The sequence below is a fragment of the Acetivibrio sp. genome, from assembly GCF_035371925.1.
Classification (GTDB): Bacteria; Bacillota; Clostridia; order Acetivibrionales; family Acetivibrionaceae; genus Hungateiclostridium.
On sequence record NZ_DAORXT010000043.1, the window covers coordinates 1 to 23,345 of the forward strand.

At 38.7% G+C, this 23,345-nt stretch carries 18 protein-coding genes and 1 pseudogene; 3 read left to right on the forward strand and 16 right to left on the reverse strand.

Going from position 1 to position 23,345, the window contains the following annotated elements:
- Nucleotides 1-168: 168 nt before the first annotated feature.
- Both ypeB and sleB read right to left on the reverse strand, forming a co-directional pair.
- Nucleotides 169-1,563, reverse strand: coding sequence for a germination protein YpeB (ypeB, locus tag PLH43_RS07435; protein ID WP_324361663.1), 1,395 nt, complete (start codon nt 1,561-1,563; stop codon nt 169-171).
- A gap of 32 nt (nt 1,564-1,595) precedes the next feature.
- Nucleotides 1,596-2,291 (reverse strand): spore cortex-lytic enzyme, encoded by a 696-nt coding sequence (gene sleB, locus PLH43_RS07440; RefSeq protein WP_324361665.1) that lies wholly within the window; start codon nt 2,289-2,291, stop codon nt 1,596-1,598.
- 232 nt (nt 2,292-2,523) lie between these two features.
- Here sleB and PLH43_RS07445 point away from each other — a divergent pair, with 232 nt between their 5' ends.
- Nucleotides 2,524-3,687, forward strand: a complete 1,164-nt coding sequence (locus PLH43_RS07445; RefSeq protein WP_324361667.1) for a glycosyltransferase — start codon at nt 2,524-2,526, stop codon at nt 3,685-3,687.
- Here PLH43_RS07445 and PLH43_RS07450 read toward each other — a convergent pair.
- The 8 genes and pseudogenes from PLH43_RS07450 to PLH43_RS07485 all read right to left on the reverse strand — a co-directional run bounded on the left by PLH43_RS07450 (nt 3,645) and on the right by PLH43_RS07485 (nt 14,342).
- Entirely contained in the window at nt 3,645-4,682 is a 1,038-nt protein-coding gene (locus PLH43_RS07450; RefSeq protein WP_324361669.1) for a C40 family peptidase, read from the reverse strand. The two genes, PLH43_RS07445 and PLH43_RS07450, sit on opposite strands and share 43 nt — an antisense overlap.
- Nucleotides 4,683-4,757: 75 nt before the next feature.
- The gene (locus PLH43_RS07455) at nt 4,758-7,409 is read right to left on the reverse strand and encodes an AAA family ATPase (protein WP_324361672.1); all 2,652 of its coding nucleotides are present in this window, start codon (nt 7,407-7,409) and stop codon (nt 4,758-4,760) included.
- Nucleotides 7,410-7,424: 15 nt separating this feature from the next.
- The gene (locus tag PLH43_RS07460; RefSeq protein ID WP_324361674.1) at nt 7,425-8,573 is read right to left on the reverse strand and encodes a DNA repair exonuclease; all 1,149 of its coding nucleotides are present in this window, start codon (nt 8,571-8,573) and stop codon (nt 7,425-7,427) included.
- 94 nt (nt 8,574-8,667) lie between these two features.
- Nucleotides 8,668-10,260 (reverse strand): annotated as a pseudogene (locus PLH43_RS07465) (FapA family protein).
- 161 nt (nt 10,261-10,421) lie between these two features.
- Entirely contained in the window at nt 10,422-11,207 is a 786-nt protein-coding gene (locus PLH43_RS07470; protein ID WP_324361676.1) for a hypothetical protein, read from the reverse strand.
- Nucleotides 11,208-11,267: 60 nt separating this feature from the next.
- A complete protein-coding gene (locus tag PLH43_RS07475) occupies nt 11,268-11,996 on the reverse strand; it encodes a PspA/IM30 family protein (protein ID WP_324361678.1) in 729 nt (242 codons plus the stop codon).
- 98 nt (nt 11,997-12,094) lie between these two features.
- Nucleotides 12,095-13,717: an ATP-binding protein gene (locus tag PLH43_RS07480; protein ID WP_324361680.1), complete on the reverse strand. Its 1,623-nt coding sequence runs from the start codon at nt 13,715-13,717 to the stop codon at nt 12,095-12,097.
- A 142-nt stretch (nt 13,718-13,859) separates the two neighbouring features.
- The gene (locus PLH43_RS07485; RefSeq protein ID WP_324361682.1) at nt 13,860-14,342 is read right to left on the reverse strand and encodes a chemotaxis protein CheX; all 483 of its coding nucleotides are present in this window, start codon (nt 14,340-14,342) and stop codon (nt 13,860-13,862) included.
- 408 nt (nt 14,343-14,750) lie between these two features.
- Between PLH43_RS07485 and PLH43_RS07490 the strand changes: the two genes are divergently transcribed.
- Nucleotides 14,751-14,957, forward strand: a complete 207-nt coding sequence (locus PLH43_RS07490; protein ID WP_324361684.1) for a heavy metal-associated domain-containing protein — start codon at nt 14,751-14,753, stop codon at nt 14,955-14,957.
- Nucleotides 14,958-14,965: 8 nt separating this feature from the next.
- Here PLH43_RS07490 and PLH43_RS07495 read toward each other — a convergent pair whose 3' ends face one another.
- The 5 genes from PLH43_RS07495 to yabG all read right to left on the reverse strand — a co-directional run bounded on the left by PLH43_RS07495 (nt 14,966) and on the right by yabG (nt 20,280).
- Complete coding sequence (locus tag PLH43_RS07495) at nt 14,966-15,658, reverse strand: GntR family transcriptional regulator (protein ID WP_324361686.1); 693 nt, start codon at nt 15,656-15,658, stop codon at nt 14,966-14,968.
- Nucleotides 15,659-15,729: 71 nt separating this feature from the next.
- Nucleotides 15,730-16,581, reverse strand: coding sequence for a 4-(cytidine 5'-diphospho)-2-C-methyl-D-erythritol kinase (ispE, locus tag PLH43_RS07500; protein ID WP_324361688.1), 852 nt, complete (start codon nt 16,579-16,581; stop codon nt 15,730-15,732).
- 228 nt (nt 16,582-16,809) lie between these two features.
- Nucleotides 16,810-18,378 (reverse strand): SPOCS domain-containing protein, encoded by a 1,569-nt coding sequence (locus PLH43_RS07505; protein ID WP_324361690.1) that lies wholly within the window; start codon nt 18,376-18,378, stop codon nt 16,810-16,812.
- Nucleotides 18,379-18,903: 525 nt separating this feature from the next.
- Complete coding sequence (locus tag PLH43_RS07510) at nt 18,904-19,170, reverse strand: Veg family protein (protein WP_324361692.1); 267 nt, start codon at nt 19,168-19,170, stop codon at nt 18,904-18,906.
- 234 nt (nt 19,171-19,404) lie between these two features.
- Nucleotides 19,405-20,280 carry a sporulation peptidase YabG gene (gene yabG, locus PLH43_RS07515; protein ID WP_324361694.1) on the reverse strand — a complete coding sequence of 292 codons (876 nt, stop codon included), beginning with the start codon at nt 20,278-20,280 and terminating at the stop codon, nt 19,405-19,407.
- A gap of 167 nt (nt 20,281-20,447) precedes the next feature.
- Here yabG and PLH43_RS07520 point away from each other — a divergent pair, with 167 nt between their 5' ends.
- Nucleotides 20,448-22,118, forward strand: a complete 1,671-nt coding sequence (locus tag PLH43_RS07520) for a formate--tetrahydrofolate ligase (RefSeq protein WP_324361696.1) — start codon at nt 20,448-20,450, stop codon at nt 22,116-22,118.
- Nucleotides 22,119-22,197: 79 nt separating this feature from the next.
- Here PLH43_RS07520 and PLH43_RS07525 read toward each other — a convergent pair whose 3' ends face one another.
- Complete coding sequence (locus PLH43_RS07525) at nt 22,198-23,181, reverse strand: CotS family spore coat protein (RefSeq protein WP_324361699.1); 984 nt, start codon at nt 23,179-23,181, stop codon at nt 22,198-22,200.
- Nucleotides 23,182-23,345 lie beyond the last annotated feature (164 nt).

Genomic DNA, 23,345 nt, shown 5'->3' on the forward strand with positions numbered 1-23,345 from the left:
ATATTATAGACTATTTATAATAATTATTAAAGATTACCAATACATAATAAAACCTCGGGGACATAGAGCCCCTTTTTTTTCCTCCCATTTCGTTCTAAACGCAAAATAAGTAATCGGGCAGCCTTGCATGCCCGATTACCGTATACGAAGAATCGATTATATTAAGCTTTACATTGTCAAAACTCCATTGGGTGTATCAATTATCATAAGGATGTTCTCCTCTTTACCGGTTTCGGCATTGATATAGACAAGGAAATCCTTGTCATTAAGCTTTCCCTTGAATTCATAAGTGTATAACTCCGTCTTGTAGTCGGTAGGTATTATTGCCAATCCTGAGCTTAAAACCTCCATCCTGGACGAAATTTTTGACCTGGCCTCTTCCGAAGTAAGCTTTGGATCCGGAATATTTCTTTCTATGTGATTGGAAAGGTAACCTTTGCTCTCAAAGCCAATTATTTCACCATTATCCAATGCAATTTTTACTTTTATAAGGTCAGGATATACAACCACATCCCCTTGCTTGTAGGCATAGTTTATAACCGCGGTATTGTCCTCTTTCAAGTAGTAGGTATCAACCATATTCTTGTAACCGTGCTCTTCCAAAAACTTCTTTCCCAGTTCTTTGGCCTGATCAATATTTATGGTTTCTTCCGCCCCAATAGGTCTATTGTAAAGCATCCATAAAACATGGCCTCCCTTTTGGGTCACATCCACGGTCGCTGTTTGATCCTCGGGTACATTATTAAACTTAACCCTGTAGCTATAGGTTTTTATGGTTGTAGCATCGTTTCTTCCGGTATCCTCCACAGCACTTACTCTGTCTTTGCCAAAGAATTCCATAACCTTCTGCTTTGCCTCTTCCGGGTTCATTTCATTCCCTGTAAGTCCTTTAGGTTCGCTCATAGTCATGTGGTCTGAAAAAGGACCGTCATAAATCAAAGTGGGATAATCCTGGAAAGTCTTGTCTATATTTTCAAACTGCTCCATCTGCAAGTTCTGGGAGGTTTTCTGAAACAACGGAGTACCTTTATTTGCAAGTTCGCCCCACTTTATTCTTCCTGCTGAAAGCTGATTCTGAAGGTCATTTAAGCTTTGCTCCAATGACACGGAAAAACCGTGAAGCTGCTCAATAAGTTTATACTGCTCCTCAGTCAAGCCTTTGCCCGACATATTCTGGTTGTTTATCGAATAAGCCAAATTACCCACCTGAGTCAAGAATTTCGATGTATTGGCCAATACATCCGGAGTTATGGGCAGCTGTCCCAAATTACTTTGGGCAAGGTTTGACTGTCTCCATGCTTCTTGCATGGTCTGTGCCGTCTTCTCCGGGCTGTTGCTGATAAGAGATTTTAGCAGCAGCACCTCAACATTGTTCACATAACCAACCATCTCATAAAAAGCGCGGTTATATTGGTTATCAAGTTCCTGCCTTAGATCTGCCGCATGCTTGTATTGATAGAAACCCCACATTGCTACGGCAGCAATTGCCACAACTACAATACTGTACATTTTTCTGTCGGATAGTCTTCTTTTAAAATCCAGTAGTTTCTCCCTGATACTCAAAAAGGCTGCACCTCCTGTTTATATGCTAAAAATTATATTCCGAAATTATGCTTTCCGATTTTAGTAACTATTTTTCTACTCCATATCCATTTACTGGTAGCAGTTGCCGGATTCCAGTAGTATATGCATCCATTTGTGGGATCCCAACCGCTTAATGCATCTCTTGCAGCTTTTACAACAGTTGAATTGGGGTCAATAGGCACATTTATCTGACCGTCGGAAACCGCTGTAAACGCTCCCGGTTGGTATATAACCCCCGCTATAGTTTTGGGGAATCTCGGGTCCTTTGTCCTGTTTATAATGACTGCGCCCACTGCTACCTGTCCCTCGTAGGGTTCTCCTCTGGCTTCTCCGTTAATCGCCCTTGCCAGAAGCTGTTCATCGCTTATGCGGCTTGACTGGGCATAGACCTCACCCCATCGTGAAAGAGTGGTAAGCCCCATTGCAGACAGGGTGTTTTCTTCTGCTATACCGGTTACAGGCAAATTATATGTCTTTTGAAAATCTCTTACCGCTAGATATGTTTTAAAGTCATATATTCCCGTTATTTGACCGTCATAATACTCCCAGTTCTTAAGTCTTTGCTGCAGCTTCATGACATCCTCGCTTTGCATATCGGGAGCAAGTCTGTCGGTAATAGGTGCAATAAAGACCTGCCTATTTAAATACAACGGTATACCAATAGAAAATATAATAACAAGAATAAGTATTCTCCTTAACGTCTTCAAAACATCCGCTCCTCCTTTAGCTAAAACATTAGCTTAAAGTTGTAAAAAAGTATAACTCTGCATAAGACATTGCCATACATTCAAAGATATTTTTTGTTCTATTGCAAAAAATATTCGTAAATTCGCTAAAATCATGTATAACATCATACAAATCCCCAGATAATATCTAAAAGAAAAGAATTACAGAAAACACAATATGTGTTTTGAATAATTTCAATTTTGAGGTGAACAAATGAATGTTCTTTTTTTGTCAATCTCATTGGGGTCGGGGCATATTAGGGCGGCTGAAGCTCTGCGCAAGTATATTTTGCTAAAGTACCCCACATCCAAAACCTTGATCGTGGATACTTTCAAATACATAAACCCTTTGATTCATACGGCTATCGTAGACGGATATCTTAATATTGTAAAATGTGCCCCTCAAATCTACGGAAGCCTTTACAGGATGTCCGAACACGGGAAAAACATAGACAGGATGAGCAGGGTAGTAAGCAATCTTATGGCTCCTAAAATCCATAAGCTGATACAAAGCTTCAAACCCTCAATAATCGTGTGCACTCATCCTTTCCCTCTTCAAATGATTGCATACCTGAAAAAGCATTACAGCCTTGATATACCGGCAATAGCAGTTGTGACCGACTTTGTAAATCACCCATTCTGGTTTCAGGACAATATTGACGCCTATATTGTGGCCCACGACTACATTAAAAAAGATATGATTGAATGTAAAATTCCCGAAAAACGGATATTTACTTACGGGATTCCAATAGCACCGGAATTTCTGAAAAGTACATCCAAAATAGAAGCTAGAAAAAAGCTGTCCTTGAAAAACACTCTGACTGTGCTTCTCATGGGCGGAAGCCTTGGAATAGGAGATATTGAAATCGTCTTCAAATCCTTTGCTAAATGTAAAAGGGATATTCAAATTATTGCCGTTGCGGGCAAAAACAAAACCCTTGAAAAAAGGCTTAACAATCTTGCCGCTTCCTTTTCCATGCCCGTAAAAATTTTCGGTTATACGGATAACATTCCCATGCTTATGGATGCGGCAGACCTTATTGTCACCAAACCCGGAGGAATGACAATATCCGAAGCCTTGGCAAAAAAGCTTCCTGCACTTATAATCTCCCCCATCCCCGGGCAAGAGGAAAGAAATGAACAGTTCCTTATAAACAGCGGTGCTGCAGTGCGGATTTATAAAAATACAAATATTGACAGTCTCTTGTGCCAAGTTTATGACAACAGATTAAGGTACAAGCAAATGAAAGAAATAGCCGGAGCCCTTGCAAAGCCCGACGCCGGCAACAATATTTTATGTCTTATTGAGAAACTTGTCAGCGACAATGAAAAAGGCTATTCAAATATTCGTTTAATGCCCTTTAACCTTTTAATGTAATATTCCGTATTAACATCGGTTTCGATGACCAATCCCTTTGATTTCGCCGCATGCACAAACTTGCCTTCTCCGACATAAATCCCCACATGGGATACATCTTTAAGCTCTTGATTGGAGCTGAAAAAGAGCAAATCCCCAACTTTAAGCTCATCCACGCTTCCAACTTCCGTTTTTATAAACTCAAATTGCATGTCGGCATCTCTAGGGAGGTTCACCCCGTTTATTCTGCTGCAAATATACACAAGACCCGAGCAGTCAATACCTTCCCAGCTGCTGACTCCTCCCCACAAATACGGTGTACCCTTGAACTTATTCACAGTAGCTACAAAATCCTGTGCGGATGTAGCCGGTATCAAGCTTCCCGACGGAACCTTTATCGTATCTTTTGTATCAATCCATCCCGTAACTCCCCCGGGCAAAGCAACCTCATAATAGCGGTCTTTTTTCCCTTTTATAAAAAGCTCCGTTCCCATGACCACATCCTTCAGCGTGACTCCTCCACCCGCCGAAGAATTAACTTTCTTTGTCTTTCCCGTAATTACAGCCCTGTCGGTATAATTTTCCTCCATGATGCTTGTACAATCTCTGTCAATGAACTTTGACTTAAGCCACCCGGTATATCCGTCCACAACTTTTACCTTGGTCCAGGTACCCTTTTCCTCAATCACGTCAACAGGCTGGTTAAAAATGGCCTGGGTTACCCTCTCCGAATTTATATCAGGCTCGCGGAAAATATCAACCACTGTTTCCAATACGACCGCCTTGTTTTTGTATTTGCTTTCTATATCCAAAATTGGGCCGTTGCCGTTTCCGGACTTTGCAGCACTTGGTTTTGAAATATCTCCCTTAGAACCGTCATCACCATTGGGTATGTTGGTACTCGCTGTTTGAGAAACTTTCCCGCAGCTGCAGGCAAACAGACCATATACCCCTATAATCGCAACAAACAATAATATCTTTTTCATCCCTGCACATTTCACAAACATCTTTTTCATTAACCCCCTGATTGCAAAATAAAAACAGCATTACCAAAAATAAATACGTGTAAATATATAAACTTTTCAAAGACTTTAACAAACATCCAATTTTATAACATTTAAGTCTTTGCCGAAAACCTCTTGTGCAGCCCTCATCTCTCTATCCTTGCATGTAAAAAATATAATCTGGCACTCCTTTGACATCTCAAAAAACATTTTAAGAGTATTCTGCACCCTTTTATCATCATAGTGTGCAAACACCTCATCCATAATGAGGGGCAGAACTTCGCCGCCATTTTCTATAGTCTTTGCAAGAGCAATTCTTAATGCAAGATACAACTGTTCAACGGTACCGCCGCTTAAAAAAGGCAGTTCCACAATGCGCCGGGTCTCCGGCTCCAATGTTCTTATCGTGAGGCTGTCATCGGCTCTTACTTCATCGTATTTGTTCTGCGTTATTAAGCCGGCTATGCTGCCAAGCTTATGATTTAGTGAAGGTGCAAACTCCCTCTTTATTTCAAGGGCTGCTTCTTCAAGGACATTTAACGCAGTCTTCAGGCTAAACCCTATACCTAGAAGACGTTCTTTCTCCCTTTCAAGTTCTAAAATCTTTACTTCAATCTCCCGAATTTCGTTTTCAATTAAAGTGCCTCTTTCCACCAAAGCCTGTTCCTTGCTTATCTTCAGTACAGTTTTGTCAATCTCTTCATTTAGCTCTAGAAGTAAATTTTCCAAGTAAATTTCTGCATTTTGAAATTCGGCATCATATATTTTTCCCATGAGCTCTTCATATTCCGAAGAAGCATCGGCAGTGCCGTAAGCATCTTGAATTTTCACGGAATATTCCTCAATTTTTTCGTAGAGGTCATTTACTTTTAGCTCCATCTTTTCAAGGCTTTCCGACAAGTCCTCTTTCTTTGCAAAGCTTCCTCCGGAAAGTGAAGACGCCCTTTCGTAAAGGGATTTCAAATACCTGTCAATGTCTTCCTGCTTTTCATTTAGCCTTTTAAGATTTTCAATGGCTTTTGTATATTTTTCAATACCGTTTCTAAATGCCTCTACATGCTCTATTTTAATTTCATTTTCTTCCAATGAAATTATACCGCACGTTTCAAGCCTGTCAAGCATTAAAGTTTTAACTTTTTCAATATATGTACGATTCTCTTCCATTTCCCTCTCAAGTTCATCCATACTGCTGTTTAATTGGGCAAGGTGAAGTACCTTGTTTTCGTAAAAAGCTTTCTTTTTAATAAAATCCCCCGGGTTTTGCGCACCCGCCATGGAAAAAATCCGTTGGATTTCTTCTTTCTTTGAGGAAAGCTCCCTTTCTATTTCCTTCATTTTTGAAAGCAGTATATTTCTATCCTCATCAAGCCTTTGAAGCTTATCCTTGCCGGCTTTCCCCATATAAACAAATATCAGCATTATGAGCGCAGAAACAAAGGTCAGCGTTGCCAAAACAGCCTTCTTAGGGGAAAATACAGTACAAATCCCTGATAAAAGCGTCAAAACTACCAAGATACCAATGCCCGCTTTAATAAGTCCCAGCTTGTAAGAAGCTGCTTTCACATTTTCGTCCGATGTTTCAATATTAATATCCCTTTGCTTTTGCTCAAGACTTTTTATACTGTCGGAAAGGCTCTGCACCCTGTCTTCCACATCTTCATCAAAGCTGCGAAAAGCTTTATATTCTTCAAGCAGCCTCTCAGTCTCTTCAATCTCCTTTTCTAACAGCTCTTGCTTTTTACAAATCCTGTCCTTTTCCTTCAATGCATCTTTTAGCTTATTGTACAAAATATCAATAAGTCCCGGGTCGTCATTTGCATATTTCGAGCAGAATTCATACTGTTTTTTCATTCTATTGCAAAGCTCTATCTCTGAATTTAAAATCTCTTTCTCCTTCTCATATTTGTCTGCCTCTTTTATAATCTGGGCAAGCTCCCTTTTCTGCCTCTTTACTTCCTCTATGCTTCTTCTAAGCTCCATGACCTTTTTTGCCCAGAAAATAGCCTCTCTTTTTTTCTCATAAAGTCTCTTTTGCTCGTAAAGGCCTTTAATTCTTTCTTCTGACTCAAATATTTTTTCTTTCTCTTCTATAAGAGATTTTTTCTTTAGCATAATCTCATCTAACTTTGAATTTACTATATCCAAAGGCCGTGTCGTACTCCTGTCGGTCCCCACATAGTTTATGAGAGAATCCTTCAACGCCTCCCTTGCCTTTTTCAGGGAAATTTCCTCCGAGCCTGTCTCTTGGATATTTGTCAGCTTATCCACAAGCTCCTTGCTCCCCGCATCGTCAATTCTTGAATCCATCTGGCCTATAAACACGGTCCTTTCAAAACAGGCCTCATTTATGCCCAGGTGTTCCGGCGCAAACAAGAGCCCTTTGTCCTTGCTTTTCATGAAGCTATCGCTTATGTCATTGAAAGAAGAATCATACACCCTCACCGTATTATTATTAAAATCCCTTTCCACAGTAAATGAAGCTCCGCTGTCAAGACTGTAAACCATGCTTCCCCCGTAGAAATCTCCCTTCCATGGGCTGTATTTTTTTAAAGGAGAAAGCTTTACGCTTTTCGCATTTTTTCCTCCTTTCAAAGAATACAGCATCCCCCGGATAAACCATTGAACCGTTGTCTTTCCGGCCTCATTTCCACCGTAGACCAGGTTAAAGCCCTTCGAAAACTCAATTATTAAATTGTGAAGCTTTCCAAATCCCTTTATATCAAGTTTTTCAATCCTCATATCTGCTCCTTGAATTTACAGTACTTCGACTTTACCCTGTTCCAATGCCTCAATACCGTATTGCATGGATTTCATGAGAAGATGCTTTTCTCTGGCACTTTCAGCCTTGTTTATCAGGGAAAACATTTTTCTTACAAACAGTCCCTTAATCCCCGGCTCGTTCACAAGCTCCTCATAATTGTATTGATTAACCGTTTCATCGCTTACAACGGCATAAAAAAAGCTGTCTTTTATAGCATTGGCTATATTCGCAGCATTAATACGATATCCCGGCGCGGTATAACCCCTTAAGGTTATATGCACAAGGTCGTCCCGATTTTCATTTTTTACAGCTTCCCGTAAAATCATATCTATAATTTGGTCGTCGCTTTCAAAAAAATCGGATTTTATCTCCAAAGATTTATACTGCCTTTTGCAGGTTTTCTCAAACTTTACATAAAGCTTTTTCTCCCGTTCCGACACAAAATCTATTCTGCCAATAAAGATACCATGCTCCCCTTCCTCGTCAAATCCCAAAGGCTCGGGACTTCCGGGATTGTATATTTTTCCGTCCTTCCCAATACCCCAAAGAGTATTATGAAAATGCCCCAAAGCAATATAATCCATGCCTAAAAGCGAAAGCTCACTGCTTGTCATGGGATTATACCGGTTCTTTTTGAAATTCAAATCAACAGTACCGTGAATCAGCAAAATATTAATATGCTTTGGATCCGCTGGCTCCATTCCTTCTATAAGACTTTTTTCTTGATGGAAATTGGAAAAGCCCGCACCATACACACAGGCATTATGCTCCTTGAGGAAAACTTTTGGCCTGTCCGCAGAGAGAATATGGACATTTTCACTCCACTCAAAGTTTCGGTAAAAAGAATTGGAAATATAGGGATCATGATTTCCCGGTACAATAAATACCTTTATTGCGGGAATCTCTCCAAATTTTTTATTTATATAATGAATTGTAGACTTTCTTACATGCTCATGCTCATAAAGGTCTCCGCTTACCAGTATGATGTCTACAGCTTCCATTTTTGCAATATCAATTATTCTGTCAAACACCTCTAAAAGGTCCTGCCTTCTTTTCTCTGCCGCCAAAAGTTCGGAGCCTAAAGAGCCGAAAGGCGCATCAAGATGAATATCTGAAAAATGCAGAAACTTTAACGAATTCATATTTTGCTTGCCACCTCAAAGACTTCTTACTGCCTTGTTCCTTATAGAATATCATATCAAAGTTTCTGCCAAAATGATATATTTAAATTAAATATTATGTGTCTTTTATACAACCGTCCTGTATGTAAAAGGTGGTATTGATTATCGGTCTGTCTATTTCCTTAATAACGTTTTTTATCTCAATAAAAACACCGGGATAAGCTTTCTTTAATATCGATATTTCTCCTTCTCCTTTGGTTCTTAATATATCGGAAATGTTCTTTTTCTCCTCCTCAAGCTCCATTAATTCACCCTTTATCCGGTTAAACCTCTGTTTGATGCTTTCGGCTTTCAAATCCCCTGCTTTTGCCTGCCGCTCATTACTAAAATAAGCACTTGCCTCAATCTTTACCTTTATTAATTCATTCTTTAAACTCTCTATGTTATTTATCACTTCCTGGAGCCTTTCTTTTAATATACTTCTGTTAAACCCTTTAACCGATATAACCGTGCGTTTCTCACTGGGTGAGCCTAAAACCGGGGATAATACTTTTGTTTCACACTGTATGTTTCCACCAGATATCTGTCCCTTTGGAGAGTCAATTATGACTTCTCTGGCTGTAATATTACTGTTGATGCAATAAAGCCCCACATGGACGCTTCCTTCGCAAATAACTGTGGCATCCGAAATATACTTTGTATAAATATCCTTTTTAGCCCGTATTACCGCTTTGCTTTTACCTGCTATTCCACCTTTGATATAGATACTTCCCTCTTTGCTGATAACCTCTTTTACACTGCCTATCCCAATAGCCCCAAGTATTTCTACGTCTTGGCTTGCCGTCACGGAAAACCCGTCTGCAACAGTTCCTTTTATACTCACAAAACCGTCAAAATTAATATTCCCGGTTTTAAAATCCACATCACCATCTATTTCCAAGTGATTCGATACACTTATCTTGCTGCCTTCATAATTTACTGCCCCATTTCTTAATGCACAAAGATATGTAACTCCGTCTCTGTGTTCCTCTTTTACCGAGTTTTTATCATAATGCAATGGATGGTTTTTCCCAGGTTTTGCCGGTATCGGATTGCCTTTTACCTACTTTCCCGCAACTCCCGAAGTAGGATTTATCCTTTCTCCCAACCAATCTCCAACATTCACCTTGTTTATAAGGTTAAGCTCATAATGGTCCACCCTTCCGTCCTCTTTTATCTCGGGCTTTGCTTTTTTTATTTCATACATCTTTACTACTGCATCTTCACCATGCTCCGGGGGTATTCCTTCGGCTATCAGGATTTGCCTGTTATTGCAAAGCTCATTTTGCAGCACGTCCTGCTTAATTCCAAATACAACTCCGGCCCTTTTCAGACTTTCTTCTATTTCCTCTATAAGTCTTCCCCTTGCATCTTCCAAAAACTCCCTCTCTTCCACGCATAGCCTGATATACGCTTTTAACTCATCGCTTGAAAATTCCACACTTATTCTATCTTTGACCTCACCAAATTTTACAGGAGGTTTTGGTGCGAAGAGTATGGCATTTTTTATTGACATAAAACTAGTAATCTTTATTTCTGGATGCTGACCTATTATTTTGTTGAATTCCTCAACTGACATGCCCTTTTTATAGGACTCAATATAAAAGCCGTCAGCTTTCTTTATTATGCTTATATAATCGGAAAAATACATAATATTTTCCTGTTCCATTGTAAAATCCCCATTTCTGCGAAAACCATTCTCATTTAGACAATATATTCTTTTTATGCCATCTAATAGAATTGAATTTGATATGAACTGTCATAGATAATTATCGGAAAATGAAGTCGTAATATTAAATATAAATACACAGCAGCATATTGAAATATGGTTTAATTTCTAAGTCTGTTTCTGTTTCTCTCATACAAGACACTTTCAAATGCCACAGCTTCATTTAAAATACTTTCAATACTTTCCAATGTTTCCTGGGATTCAAGACTTGAATTAATCTGATGCTTGAGCATGCTAACGGTACTTTTTATATAGTCAAGCTTCACATCCAACCGTTCAAGATCACTTTTTTCTTCTTTAAGCCTGTTAATTATTTTCTCGTCCATCTCAACAATTCTCTTAATATCCTCATAAACCTTCGGGTCTTCGGTAAAGTTAAGCTTTCTTGTATTTTGTGAAAGTCTTTCCATCAGAGAATTTATATTTGTACGCTCAATGGCCTTGCTTCTTATACAAAAGTCCTTAAGGAGATTCAAATAAGAGACAGAGAGATTTAATGCATATTCAGCTATTCTCTCCTTTATGTGATTGGATTTGTCCTTATTATACTCTTTTAATATTTCGTCTTTGTCTTTTATCAAAGCAAAAAGTTTTTTGTAGTACGTGGAATTGGTGTACTTTTTAGTATCTGCAACCATTTGCAGACACGTTTTGTTCAGCTTTTTTATTTCCTTCTCCTTTTCTTTATGAAAGAAGCTTTCCTGAAATTTCTCATCAGTAAAGCTTCTTAAAACCAGCGCAAAATAGAGTACGGCAGCCGGAATAGCAGCATAAATGTGAGGGAATTGCATATATTGCGCAGCTGCTAATCCCGCTCCCAAAAAAATCAAAAGCATACCTAAATTTTTATAATAAATAATTGAATTCCAAAAAAGCTTTAGTTTCATATATCCCCTCTTAGTGAAACACACCCCCTGTATGGAGTGTGTATTTTAATCACAATTATCTTATGAATTTGCTTTGTTCTCCGTTTTTTCCTTTACTTCAAATCCCTGCTCTCCGCTTAGCATAGCCTCAGCCCTAGCCCTTGCCCTTTCACGAGCGGAATTCATGTCAAGCTTCTTAAGTCTCAGTTCGGTATTTGTATCATTCAGACTTTCAACTGCATTGGCTCTTGCAATCTTCTTGTTAACAATTTCTCTTGCACGTTCCATATCTTCGTTGATATTTCCAACCCTGTTGTTTTTGGAAGTGTATTTTGCATTCACCGAGTTGATATTTTCCTTGAGCCTTGCCATCTTTTCTTGAGTCTTCAGGGTCTTTAATTCATTGAGTTTTGCCGTCATTTCCGCTTCAAACACTTTATAGTTTTCGCGTATATTTTCGACCTCTCTTAAAGCATTGTCGTGAGTCTCCTTGTATGTCTCATAAGCGGTTTGATATTCCTCTTCCTGCACGAGAAGCTCCACCAAAAGCTCCTTGTCTCCCTGTCTTTGAGCTGCTTCAATTCTGGCTCTTATCGCATTAAGATTCTTTTCGGCAGTTTTCATTTCAAGTTTTATCATTTCAGCATTTGTCTGAATTTCAATTATTTGCTGTTCCGCTTCCTTACGGGCCTTGTTTATCTGATTTTTAATGTCTTCGAACAACAAATTCGGGTTGCTTTCTTCAATTCCTCCGACAAACAATCCAAAAAAGCCTCTAATTAAGCTCCCAAGTCTGCTAAAAAAACCCATGGCTAATCCTCCTTGTAAATAAAATCGTTCACCTTTTAATTTATAATAAATATACTCTGTTGTAAACTGTAAATCAATAAAATTTTATACCAATGTTTTTACAAATCCCCGTCAAATTTTGACCTTTCGTCAAGATAATGCCTGTACCTTTCCGGCAAGAGGTCCTTGTCGTCGCATTCCTTGATTGCCAGCATTGTCATAAACTCTACCTGCTGGGTACTGGGCCTGCATCTTGAAATCGCTTCATTGAGTATTTCTGCCGTAAGAGTACAGCCTTCTATATTATCCTCATTTGCAATTTCATAGGCCTTCCTTACCACCGTCTCAATTTCTGCACCGGTATAATTTTCCGTTTGAGCGGCAAAAGGTGTAAAGTCCTCTATATCTGTTTCAAAGCCATATTTCTTTATCATTATTCTAAATATGTCCGCTCTTTCGTCCTCCTCCGGAAGAAGTATGGGGATTTTCTTGTCAAACCTTCCGGCTCTTTTTAAAGCAGCGTCCAAAAGGTCAGGCCTGTTTGTTGCGGCAATAAAAATAACCTTACCCCTATTATTTGTATTACTGGTAAACTGCAAAAATTCACTAAAAATATTCCTGCTTACTCCATTGTCTCCGCTTTCCCCTCTTCTGAAGGCCGTATCTATCTCATCAACAAATACGATTACCGGTTGCTGGGACTGGGCACCTAAGAGGCATTTTTTGAAGTTTTTCTCGCTCTCTCCCACATATTGCCCCAATATCCTGGACATATCAATCTTTACACAGTTAAATCCGCTTGATTTTGCCAGCGCATTTACAAGTAAAGTCTTACCGGTACCCGACGGTCCACATAAAAGTATTCCCATCGGCACCCGTCTTAAGTCGCCTTTCTTTATCGGTTCCACAATATTTTTGAGAAGATAGTTCTTGGCCCGTTCCATACCTCCGATGTCTTCAAAGCTTATTTCGGGGTATATAAACTCCAAAACATCCCCGTACTCTTTTTTCAGCACAGAATGCTTTTTGTCTTTTATAAAATCAAAGCTTATCGGCACATCTTCTGCTTCAGCTTTCAGCTTTATGTCCTTTATAGCCTTTTTGCTAAGACCCGACGAAAGCTTGGCAAACTCGTCAACGGAAATATCCATTTTTATATTTTCATCTTTTAAAAGATATTCTATGTATTCTCTGCGCTCCTCCTCATCCGGCAGCTCCACAAGAATCGGCTCCACCCTGTAAGACGAATTCAAAATCTCACTGCTCACTTCGGCCAGGTTGTTTGCAGTCATAATTATTGTGCTTCCCACCGTGGAGATTTTCGGGTCGTTTGACCACTCGCAAAGCCAGATAAGCGCCATTCTCTCTTCCAGCGACATGGAAGCCGTATCTCCGGAAGGAATTATTTTCTCCGCATGCTCAATAAACAGAACCATTTTTGTGTTCTTTAGCGCAATATCAATGTACGGAAATATTTTTGACGGCAGCACTCTTTTTAATCCTATGGCCTCATTTGATGTTATTTTGTTGAATTCCCTTTCCATTCCCGGCTCTAAAAAGCTAAGGCCTCTTGAAATGTCATAGAATGCCACTATCGAAAAACCTCTTTGCTTTATAAACTCCTCATAAATATACCTGTCTATATACCGGTAATTGTCCACCATATCCCGGATGTTGAAATACAGAATAAATTCATGGGATATTCCTGCTTTATAAATGCTTAAAAACTTGTCAAACCACATTTTTTGCTTTTAATCCTCCTACAAGATAATGCCTTGCAACTTATACAGTAATTATACGATATTTTTACGAAAAGTTCACTAGATGTCAAGAAAAACCTTTGAGCATATTTGGTATCCCGGAATATATCAATTATCAGTATCTTTAAGTTGTATTATCCTCTTCTATCGCAATATTTATTTTAAATCTTCCGAAAGAAGTAGTACAGTCCATGGATACCGGTTCAACCTTCGGTACGGTAATAAGAGCATCCTTGCCTTCCAGGACTATAGGTGGTGCCGCCTTAATCTCTGCCGAATACAAGCTGTTCAGCTCTTCTATGGCGTTATTGGCAATAATTTTACTCAGTGTCTCAACAGATTCCAATGCCATATTTTTGTTTTCAGGATTGAAATCTCCCTCATTCATGTTTTTTGCCACCGCAAAAGCCAGATCCTTTTCCATATCAATCAAAAATCTTCCCCTTACATTGCCGAAAAAATTAATGATAGAGGCGACACCAAGGGATTTGATATCTTCATTTTGCGTGTAAAAGGACCCTTCCGTACAGATCTCAATATCCGCATTCTTCCGAAAGAAATTCTTTACACTCTCCGTGAACGGAACATATAAACGATCACTTGCCATCCCTGCCCTCCTTTTACCTTGCTTGTCATTGGTTGCAAACAGTCCTGAAAGGTATGTTTTTTACATCGTCTTTTAAAAGTTTTCTATGTAGTTTTTCGTCTATTTTATATCATACCATAATATTAACTGTTCAATAAACATTTACAGATTTATTTTGTAATTATAAAAATAAGTAAAAAATCACAAAAAAACATAATAATGTCTTAAATGTTTTCTCATTACTATGTCACGCATGTTTTTATCATAAAATATTCCCTTATTCATCAAACTTAGTATTCTCAAAAGCTTATTGAAAAAGAATACATATTGATTTTGGAATAAATAATTTACGCTTTTGAAATGCTATAAAGTATACGTAAAGAACACAATCGCTATATTAACTACAACATGCCGTTTAAGGAGGTATTTATGGAAACAGCAATTTTTAATGTTCCGTCAATTTCATGCAGTGCCTGTTCAAGCAAAATTGAAGAAAACGTAAAGGAACTAAAAGGTATATCAAATGTATATTCCGACCTGAAAAGCCAACAAATAAAAGTCGAATACAATCCGGCGGATATTAGTCCTCAAGAAATAAAGAAGCACATTGCCCAAATGGGCTATGAAATAATTTAAGGTGGAGGTTATACTCCTCCACCTCCCTTCATTTTTTTAATTGCTTTTATTATTGCAGTCTCTTGATGGTTTATATGCTTTTGTGCATATTCCTGAGCCGCTATTTTGTCACGGGTTGAAATGGCCTCTAAGATGTACTGATGCTCTTTAATAAGCTCCTTCGGATCGCTGTAATCTTTAAGATATATTACCCTAAAGCGCTGAATCTGTTCCCGTAAATTGTTTGAAATCTGAATAAGCCTTTCGTTTCGTGATGCCCGGTATATCAATTCGTGAAACTCCACATCCTTCTTTATCGAGCCCTGCAAATTGTCTTTATTGGCATAGGCTAAAAACTGCGATTGTATATGCTCCAATTCCTTTATCTCTTCATTGGTAATTCTTTCAGCCGCAAGAGCCGTTGCCAAACCGTCAAGGGTAGCCCTGACCTCCAAAACATCCATAATATCTTTTGTTGAAAGCTCAGCCACATGTGCTCCCTTTCGCGGAAGCATCTCTACCAGCCCTTCAAGCTCAAGCTTTCTTATTGCTTCTCTTACAGGTGTGCGGCTGACGCCCATTTTTTCCGCCAGTTTGACTTCCATAAGCCTTTCCCCCGGCTTTAACTCACCTGCAATAATAGCCTCTCTAAGGGTGTCAAAAATTACCTCTCTTAGGGGCTTATAATCATTCAAATTTACTTTTGAAAGCTTTCCGGCCATTAAATTCTCTCCTCACTTAGTGGTTATTCCAAACTAATCAATTTTTCTCAACAACAATTTTGCTTCAAGCCTCACAGTGTTTGTGTCATAAAGCATTCCCACTTGCCGTCATTAAGTCTTTCGTAGGCAAGGTGTGCTTTTTTGCCGTCTTCGAATATACCAAATACGGAAGGACCGCTTCCGCTCATCATGCTTCCTAAAGCTCCAAGCCTTAACAGCTCATTTTTAATATCGTTTATGACTTCGTATTTTTCTATTGTAACTGTCTCCAGCACATTTTTCATATTTTGCGCCAGACAAACAATATTTCTGTCAGAAATAGCCTTTATCAAAAGATCCGTATCCGGCCTTGAGGATATTTTATCCAGCTTTAAATTGTTGTATACCCACGCTGTCGAGACACCAACCTTGGGTTTTACCAATACAATATCCACTCCTTGAAAAGAAGGGATTTGGGTAAGTTTCTCCCCGATTCCCTCGGAAAGCATGGTTCCGCCTTTAATGCAGAAAGGTACATCCGCACCCACCTGTTTTCCTATGCCCATAAGTTCGGCTTCATCGAGATTTAAGCTAAAAAGTTCATTCATTCCCTTAATCACTGCCGCCGCATCGGCACTTCCTCCAGCCAAACCTGCCGCCACAGGAATTCTCTTTAAAATTTTAATGCCAACGCCGCTTTCGATTTTGTACCTTTCCATCATGAGGTTTGCAGCTTTATAGGCAATATTGTCACTTCCTCCGGGTACCCACGGTTTATCACATTCCACTTCAATTCCCGCATCTTTACTCTCAACTATAACCTCGTCATGCAAAGCTATAGTCTGCATAATCATTCTGACCTCATGATAACCATCCTGTCTCTTTCCGATTACATCAAGGGATAAATTAATTTTTGCATGGGCATTTAAGCTAATCGACTTCATTTTCCACCTGATTTCATATTTTATATGCAAGTCTTTTAAACTTAGTTTAAAACCCAAAGACTTATTGGGTTTTGTATATTTTTATATTATATACAATATACATTCCTTTTTCAATAAAATCTCTAAAGGTGCTTATAATACATTTATAAAAAAACAATATTTTTTATCCATGCAAAAAAGTCCGAAATCTTCGACTTCGGACCTTTATTTTCACCTAAAGCTTACGGATTAGCCTATTTTTCTTGGGACTATTATTTGCTGTCCCACCCCGATAACTTCATCGGCACCAAGCTCATTAACCCTCAAAATATCTTCCACCGTTGTACGGTACTTTTTGGCTATCTTCCAGAAAGTATCCCCAGGCTGTGAGAAATATATGGTTATGCTTGGATATTGCTCATTGCTTCTATCTTCAAATGGGGTTTCACTTACATTTGATATAAGGGATATTTCTGTCTGTTCCACCAATCGGGCATTAATATCTACTACAACTCTTACCTCAACTTCATTTGCCGAAATCACGCTGTAGTTGCAGTGTTCAACTTGCAAGTCGATGTCACATCTCATTCCCGGTCTTGCATCTTCAATATCAATTCTCTGGCTGAAGGGCATTTCATGATTATAGGCAAACACCGGCTGTTCAGTATTATTTGCCACATACAGGATGCTGTTTTTTACAGCTCCCTCAACACTGACATACCCATCCCCGGCATTACATTCAAACAGGCTTGGTTTGCACAAAACATTGAATACCTCGGATATATCGGGACTGTTGCCGTCAAATTCCACTACCTCTTTCAGTGTTATTTGACTTCTATTCCTCGACACAACCCTATTAATTTTAAACGCCTGCTTCTCATGCTCAATATTTGACCTTAAGCCGTATGCATCGGATACAATTTCCACATTTCTTTTATCTGTTGCTTCAGCCGCAAGGCCTACGGTTACTTCCGCCTTCAATACCCTCAATTCACCGTCACTGTCTTCTTGGGGAATAAAGGAAGCATTTCTTATCCTATAATCCACTTCGCATTCGGAATTTTCACTAATACCGGGAAGGTCAATAAACTGCGTAAAGGAGATTTCATGCTCCATAAACTGAATGCTTCTTTCCTCATTATCCCCTATGTACAAAGTAAGTATGTTTATATCTCCTTTGGCAATAATCTTGTCATCGGAAATTCTGTAATCTTTACCCACTATCTTTACATCGTTTCTCAATATTTCTTTTATGGCCGGTTTTCCCGCAGGTACCTCCAGCATTTCCTCTGAAGTACAATTAACAGTGTTTTCCCCAAGGTAGCAATATATATCCACATTGTCTTTTAAAACCTGTATATCTTCAATACCTCTTAAATCGTTTACAAACTCCTGCTCTACGTCATTTATTGCCTTTGCGTTAATCTTAAGAATGGTTTTGACATTGATTTTTCTTCCGTTCAGTATCTCATAATCCATATGTTCTATGTCGCATTTTACTTTTGTTTTCATTCCCGGCCGGGTATTTGGCGCATCAACAACATACGAAAAATCACTCGAAGTATTTATACTTTTTACAGCCTGTTCCTGGTCATCGGAAACATATAGTATCTTGTAATAAATAGTACCATCCACATGTATTCTATCCTGTGAAGCCTCAGAATCCCCTTCTCTTACCTCGCCGTCAAGAAGAAGTATTCTTGCAACGTCCGGGTTGATGTCGGGTACGATTATATCATGTTCAACAATTGTCTGTGCAAAATCTTCACTAACAACGTAATTGACTTTTGTGGACTCTCTAACAAGTTCAAGGGACATTCTCCATCCTCCTTAAATATTATTCCGTAACGATTTGTATCGCTAAATCACCGAGGGTAATCAGGATTGCTTCAAACTAATACCTGCCTACTAAAATATATATTGACAAGGCTTTTAAAATATTCCCTTGAACACAATAAATTATAAAATCTTTTTATTCTTTCGGTTGCTCTGTTTTTCTCTAACATGCACAAACTAATATTAAAGCCTCTTTTAGCTTTTCAAGGTTCATTCTCTCTTAAGAGCTTGATACACATATATAAACAATACTGTTTATATCATCTATATAAACTTCTCAATGTCATCCGTTTCTTTGTACTATCAATAATTCCCGTTATATCCCCTTGTAAATTTCATATACAATAGTATTCATTACCGTTTGGTTTATAGTCAAAAATCTTGCCTTTGAACCATAGATAAAAAGCATAAAAGAACCGAATCTTGCGATTCGGTCCTTTTATGCTTTTTAAGTAATATTAAAATTTAATCCTCTATACATTACAACACCACAAACTGATTACCAAACTAACTGACCTGTATTTTTCTATTACTTTCACAAACAGTTATTTCCACAGCTTTTGTAAGAATATCCGTATAACTGTAAGATACCCTTCTCGTTGCTTCATAATCATTTTCAAATTTAACTACGAAGATGCTAGGATAGGTGTTTTCAACTATTCCTTCTCTAATAAATGCCTTTTTTCTCCCCTTATTAGCTTTGAGCTGAATCTTCTGCCCAACACAGGTCTCTATATCTCTCTTTATTTGGAGCAGGCTGCTCTTCTCCATCATTGAATCACCTCATCTTCTGTTTGCACTAATTATATCACATTGAGACAAGATTGTCAAAGAAAAAATATATATTATAACAGGGACAAAATATTTGTGTCAAGCCTTTTTTAAAGGTGATTTCTTACATGCAACCCGCCTAAAACCAACCATACTAAATATTGATGAGATTAATCAGCTTTTCACCAACATTTAGTATGGCCAATCCAAAACATTCTTTAAAATCTATATCATTTATTATTTTATATTATAAGGTTCCCGTGGAAATCCATCTCTGTATTTCCCTCTTGTTTCTATGCCACCTATACCCTTGACACCGGTAATTGTTTTTACTATCACATCCTGGGGACTTATCACCTGGTTTATGCCGGTAAACGCTATTTTTTGGCATACCATTACCGGATCTAAGGCATGAATAAGCACTCTGTAGGGTGAACTTGCAAAGTTTGCGCCGGCATCGATAATTTTATTATACATCGACTGACATGCGCCAGCAAAAATAACAAGACTGTCTAAATTGCTGTCAAAGCGCCTGGCCTCACGTACTGCATCAACAAAATATTTTGAGTTTCTGTAGTTTTCAATATCCGAATATCCTTTTTCACTTTTTATAACACCGTCATGACCGGTCAGCACAAGAATGTCAGGCTTATGCTCTTTTAGAAGGTTGAATATTTTCAAAGGTTGATCCTTTTCTCTTACATACACACCCACAGCCTCCATCCCCAACCTCCTGTACTCCTCCATACAAGTATCGAGATAATCACTATCCCCATCTACATGAAGCACTTTGCCAGGCTTCGGAAAGTTCTCATTATTCTCTTTGGCAACGTCACGAAAAAATTTTTTTTTTGATTTATCCCTCATCAGGGATTCGTTCAAGCTCCTGATTTTTTCGTTAACCGACCTGTTAACTCTTGCATTATATTCCCGGACGCAATTATCCGACTGCACAATCAGGTCTGTTTCGGGAGCATCCGCTTCCAACCTGTAGCAAATACCCCTTAGTATTACTATCTTTTTTCCCTTTTCGTATTTTATGTCAACAACCTTAAACAATATGTCCGAACCGTAAGACTTTCTTGCCACTATGTCACCAATTTTCAAACTCATTAATATCACCCTCAATTTTACTTTCTACTATACATAATATGTTTTATCCGCGCTGTTTGTGAGGGGTATTGAAATACTGTGCCAATAAACGATATAATAAATTATAATCAAACTATTCCTGCTTTGATATTTAAATAAATGGGAACAGTTCTCAGGAGGTAATAAACGTGCTAACAGATATTCAAATAGCCCAATCGTGTAAAATGAAGCCCATAAATCAAATTGCTGCAGAGCTTGGTATTGAGGAGGAAGAGCTTGAACTCTACGGAAAGTACAAAGCAAAATTATCCGACAAGCTCTGGGAGAGAGTGAAAGACAGGCCCGACGGCAAGCTTATTCTGGTAACTGCAATAAATCCCACACCGGCCGGTGAAGGAAAAACCACCACCACCGTTGGACTGGGGCAGGCTATGTCAAAAATCGGTAAGAAAGCAGTAATTGCTCTAAGGGAACCATCTTTAGGTCCCGTAATGGGAATCAAGGGCGGAGCAGCCGGCGGAGGATACTCCCAGGTAGTTCCCATGGAAGATATAAATTTACACTTTACCGGAGACATGCACGCGATAACTGCTGCCAACAATTTGTTGTCCGCAGCCATCGATAATCATATACAACAGGGAAATGAGCTCAATATTGACGTACGGCAGATAATATGGAAAAGGGCAATGGATATGAATGACCGGGCACTTAGAAATATTGTGGTAGGTCTCGGCGGAAAAGCAAACGGCACCCCCAGGGAGGATGGTTTCCAAATAACTGTTGCTTCTGAGGTTATGGCTATTTTGTGCCTTTCGACAGGTCTCATGGACCTAAAAGAACGCCTTGGGAGAATACTTGTCGGATACACCTACGACGGCAAACCAGTTTTTGCAAAAGACTTAAAGGTAAACGGAGCAATGGCCTTGCTCCTTAAAGATGCCATAAAGCCAAATCTTGTTCAGACCCTGGAAAACACTCCTGCAATAATGCACGGCGGTCCCTTTGCCAATATAGCCCACGGTTGCAACAGTATTGTTGCCACCAGGCTCGGATTAAAACTTGCCGACTACTGCATTACGGAAGCCGGTTTCGGCGCAGACTTAGGTGCTGAAAAGTTCTTTGACATCAAATGCCGCTACGCAGGTCTAAAGCCTGATTTGGTTGTACTGGTGGCTACTATAAGGGCTCTTAAGTATAATGGCGGTGTAAAAAAAGAAAATCTGGGAATTGAGAATATTGAAGCCCTCCAAAGCGGATTTGTCAACTTAGAAAAGCACATAGAAAACATCAGAAAATTCAACGTTCCTATCCTAGTGGCTATCAATCATTTTGGTACCGATACCGACGCTGAAATCGAATATGTAAAAAATCGCTGCAAAGACATGAATGTTGAAGTTGCTTTTTCGGATGTTTTTTCAAAAGGCTCCGAAGGCGGCATAGAACTGGCCGAAAAGCTTGTAAAACTTACAGAAACACAAAAATCGGATTTCAAACCTCTTTATGACGTAAATCTTTCAATAAGGGAAAAAATAGAGACAATTGCCAAAGAAATTTACGGTGCCGATGGCGTCAACATTTTGCCGGCAGCGGAAAGAGCAATCAAAAAAATTGAAGAGCTTAAAATGGATAAGCTGCCCATATGTATAGCCAAAACCCAGTACTCCCTTTCCGACGACCCAACCCTTTTAGGAAGGCCCAAAGGGTTTGTTATTACAGTAAGAGAAATAAAGCTTTCCAGCGGAGCAGGATTTATTGTTGCAATTACCGGTGATATTATGACAATGCCCGGGCTTCCTAAAATTCCTGCTGCAGAAAAAATTGATATAGATGAAAATGGAGTCATTACAGGTCTTTTCTAAAATTTAAAAAATTAATCGCATAAACCTAAAGCCCACGGGGTTTTAAGCCCCTTGGGCCTTAAATTTTTATTTTACCCAATTAAATTTTATTGAATTCATTTAAAAACTTTTTATGATATTCAATTTCTTCAATTACCTCGTTAAACCTTGCGGCAAAGCTTTTTTCCCTTCTTATGCGTCTGCTGTTGTAATGCCTGTTAACCACTCTCCAGAACTTCTGGGGAAACTGAAGCATAATTTTCAAAATCTCAAACTCATCTTTTGAAATGGGTTCTATGGATGTGTACGCGTCAATTATGACCATCGCCTCATCTATATCCCAGTTGCACTTTCTCATTTTTCTCCTTAAAAGATTTGCAACATCATATACTTTTAGCTCAAAGCTGCAATATTCAAAATTTATAACCGATGTTTCCGTGTCTTTACAGATTATATTGCAATGGGTATAATCATGATGACAAAACAGCCTGTCTTCGCGGCTTTTTTTTACCACATCAAAATACATTGAATTGTGTATCCTCTCCAATGCATTCTCTCCCAGCTCATAAAAATAATCTATGTACTCCAAAATCAAATAATCAAATTTACCCCTTTCCCTTTGCGCCATCTTCTTTGTTCTTTTTATCTCTTCCAGCCTCTTGTTGAAATACTCGGGAAGCTTTCCCAAATCATCCCTTGCTATGCTGTTTTGAGGAGGAATATATCCTTTTGAAGCCTTGTGCAGCATTGCCAGCATTTTTGAAGCTCTTATAACGTCTTCCCTGCTGTTAAAATCACATTCTCTTCCCTCCACTGCATCCGAGACGGTATAAAGCTCTCCGTTTATAGATAATACAGGGCTTTTAGCCTTGTTGCACACATACCTGTCTATATTTTTAAAGCCATTATTGTACAAATGCTCTTTTGCTCCATGCACAAACATTATGCGCTCAGGTGAACAGTTAATGTTCTTTAAAACTTTCTTTCCTTCCGATGTTTCGATAATATAATAGTTTTTTAACGGATAAATCTTGTCTATATTAAAATCATACATTCTGGACAATTCCTTATCTATATCTTGCATTTTCAACCCCCCATACATCATATAGCTATTTTTGCCCATATACATTTTTATTCCGTGAACTTACTTTTTAAGTCTAAAAAGGCCATAAATCAAAATCCCTTGTGCCAAAATCTATAATGCCCCCCATTGTCAAGACAATTTTTCAGCTTTTCTAAGTTAGATTC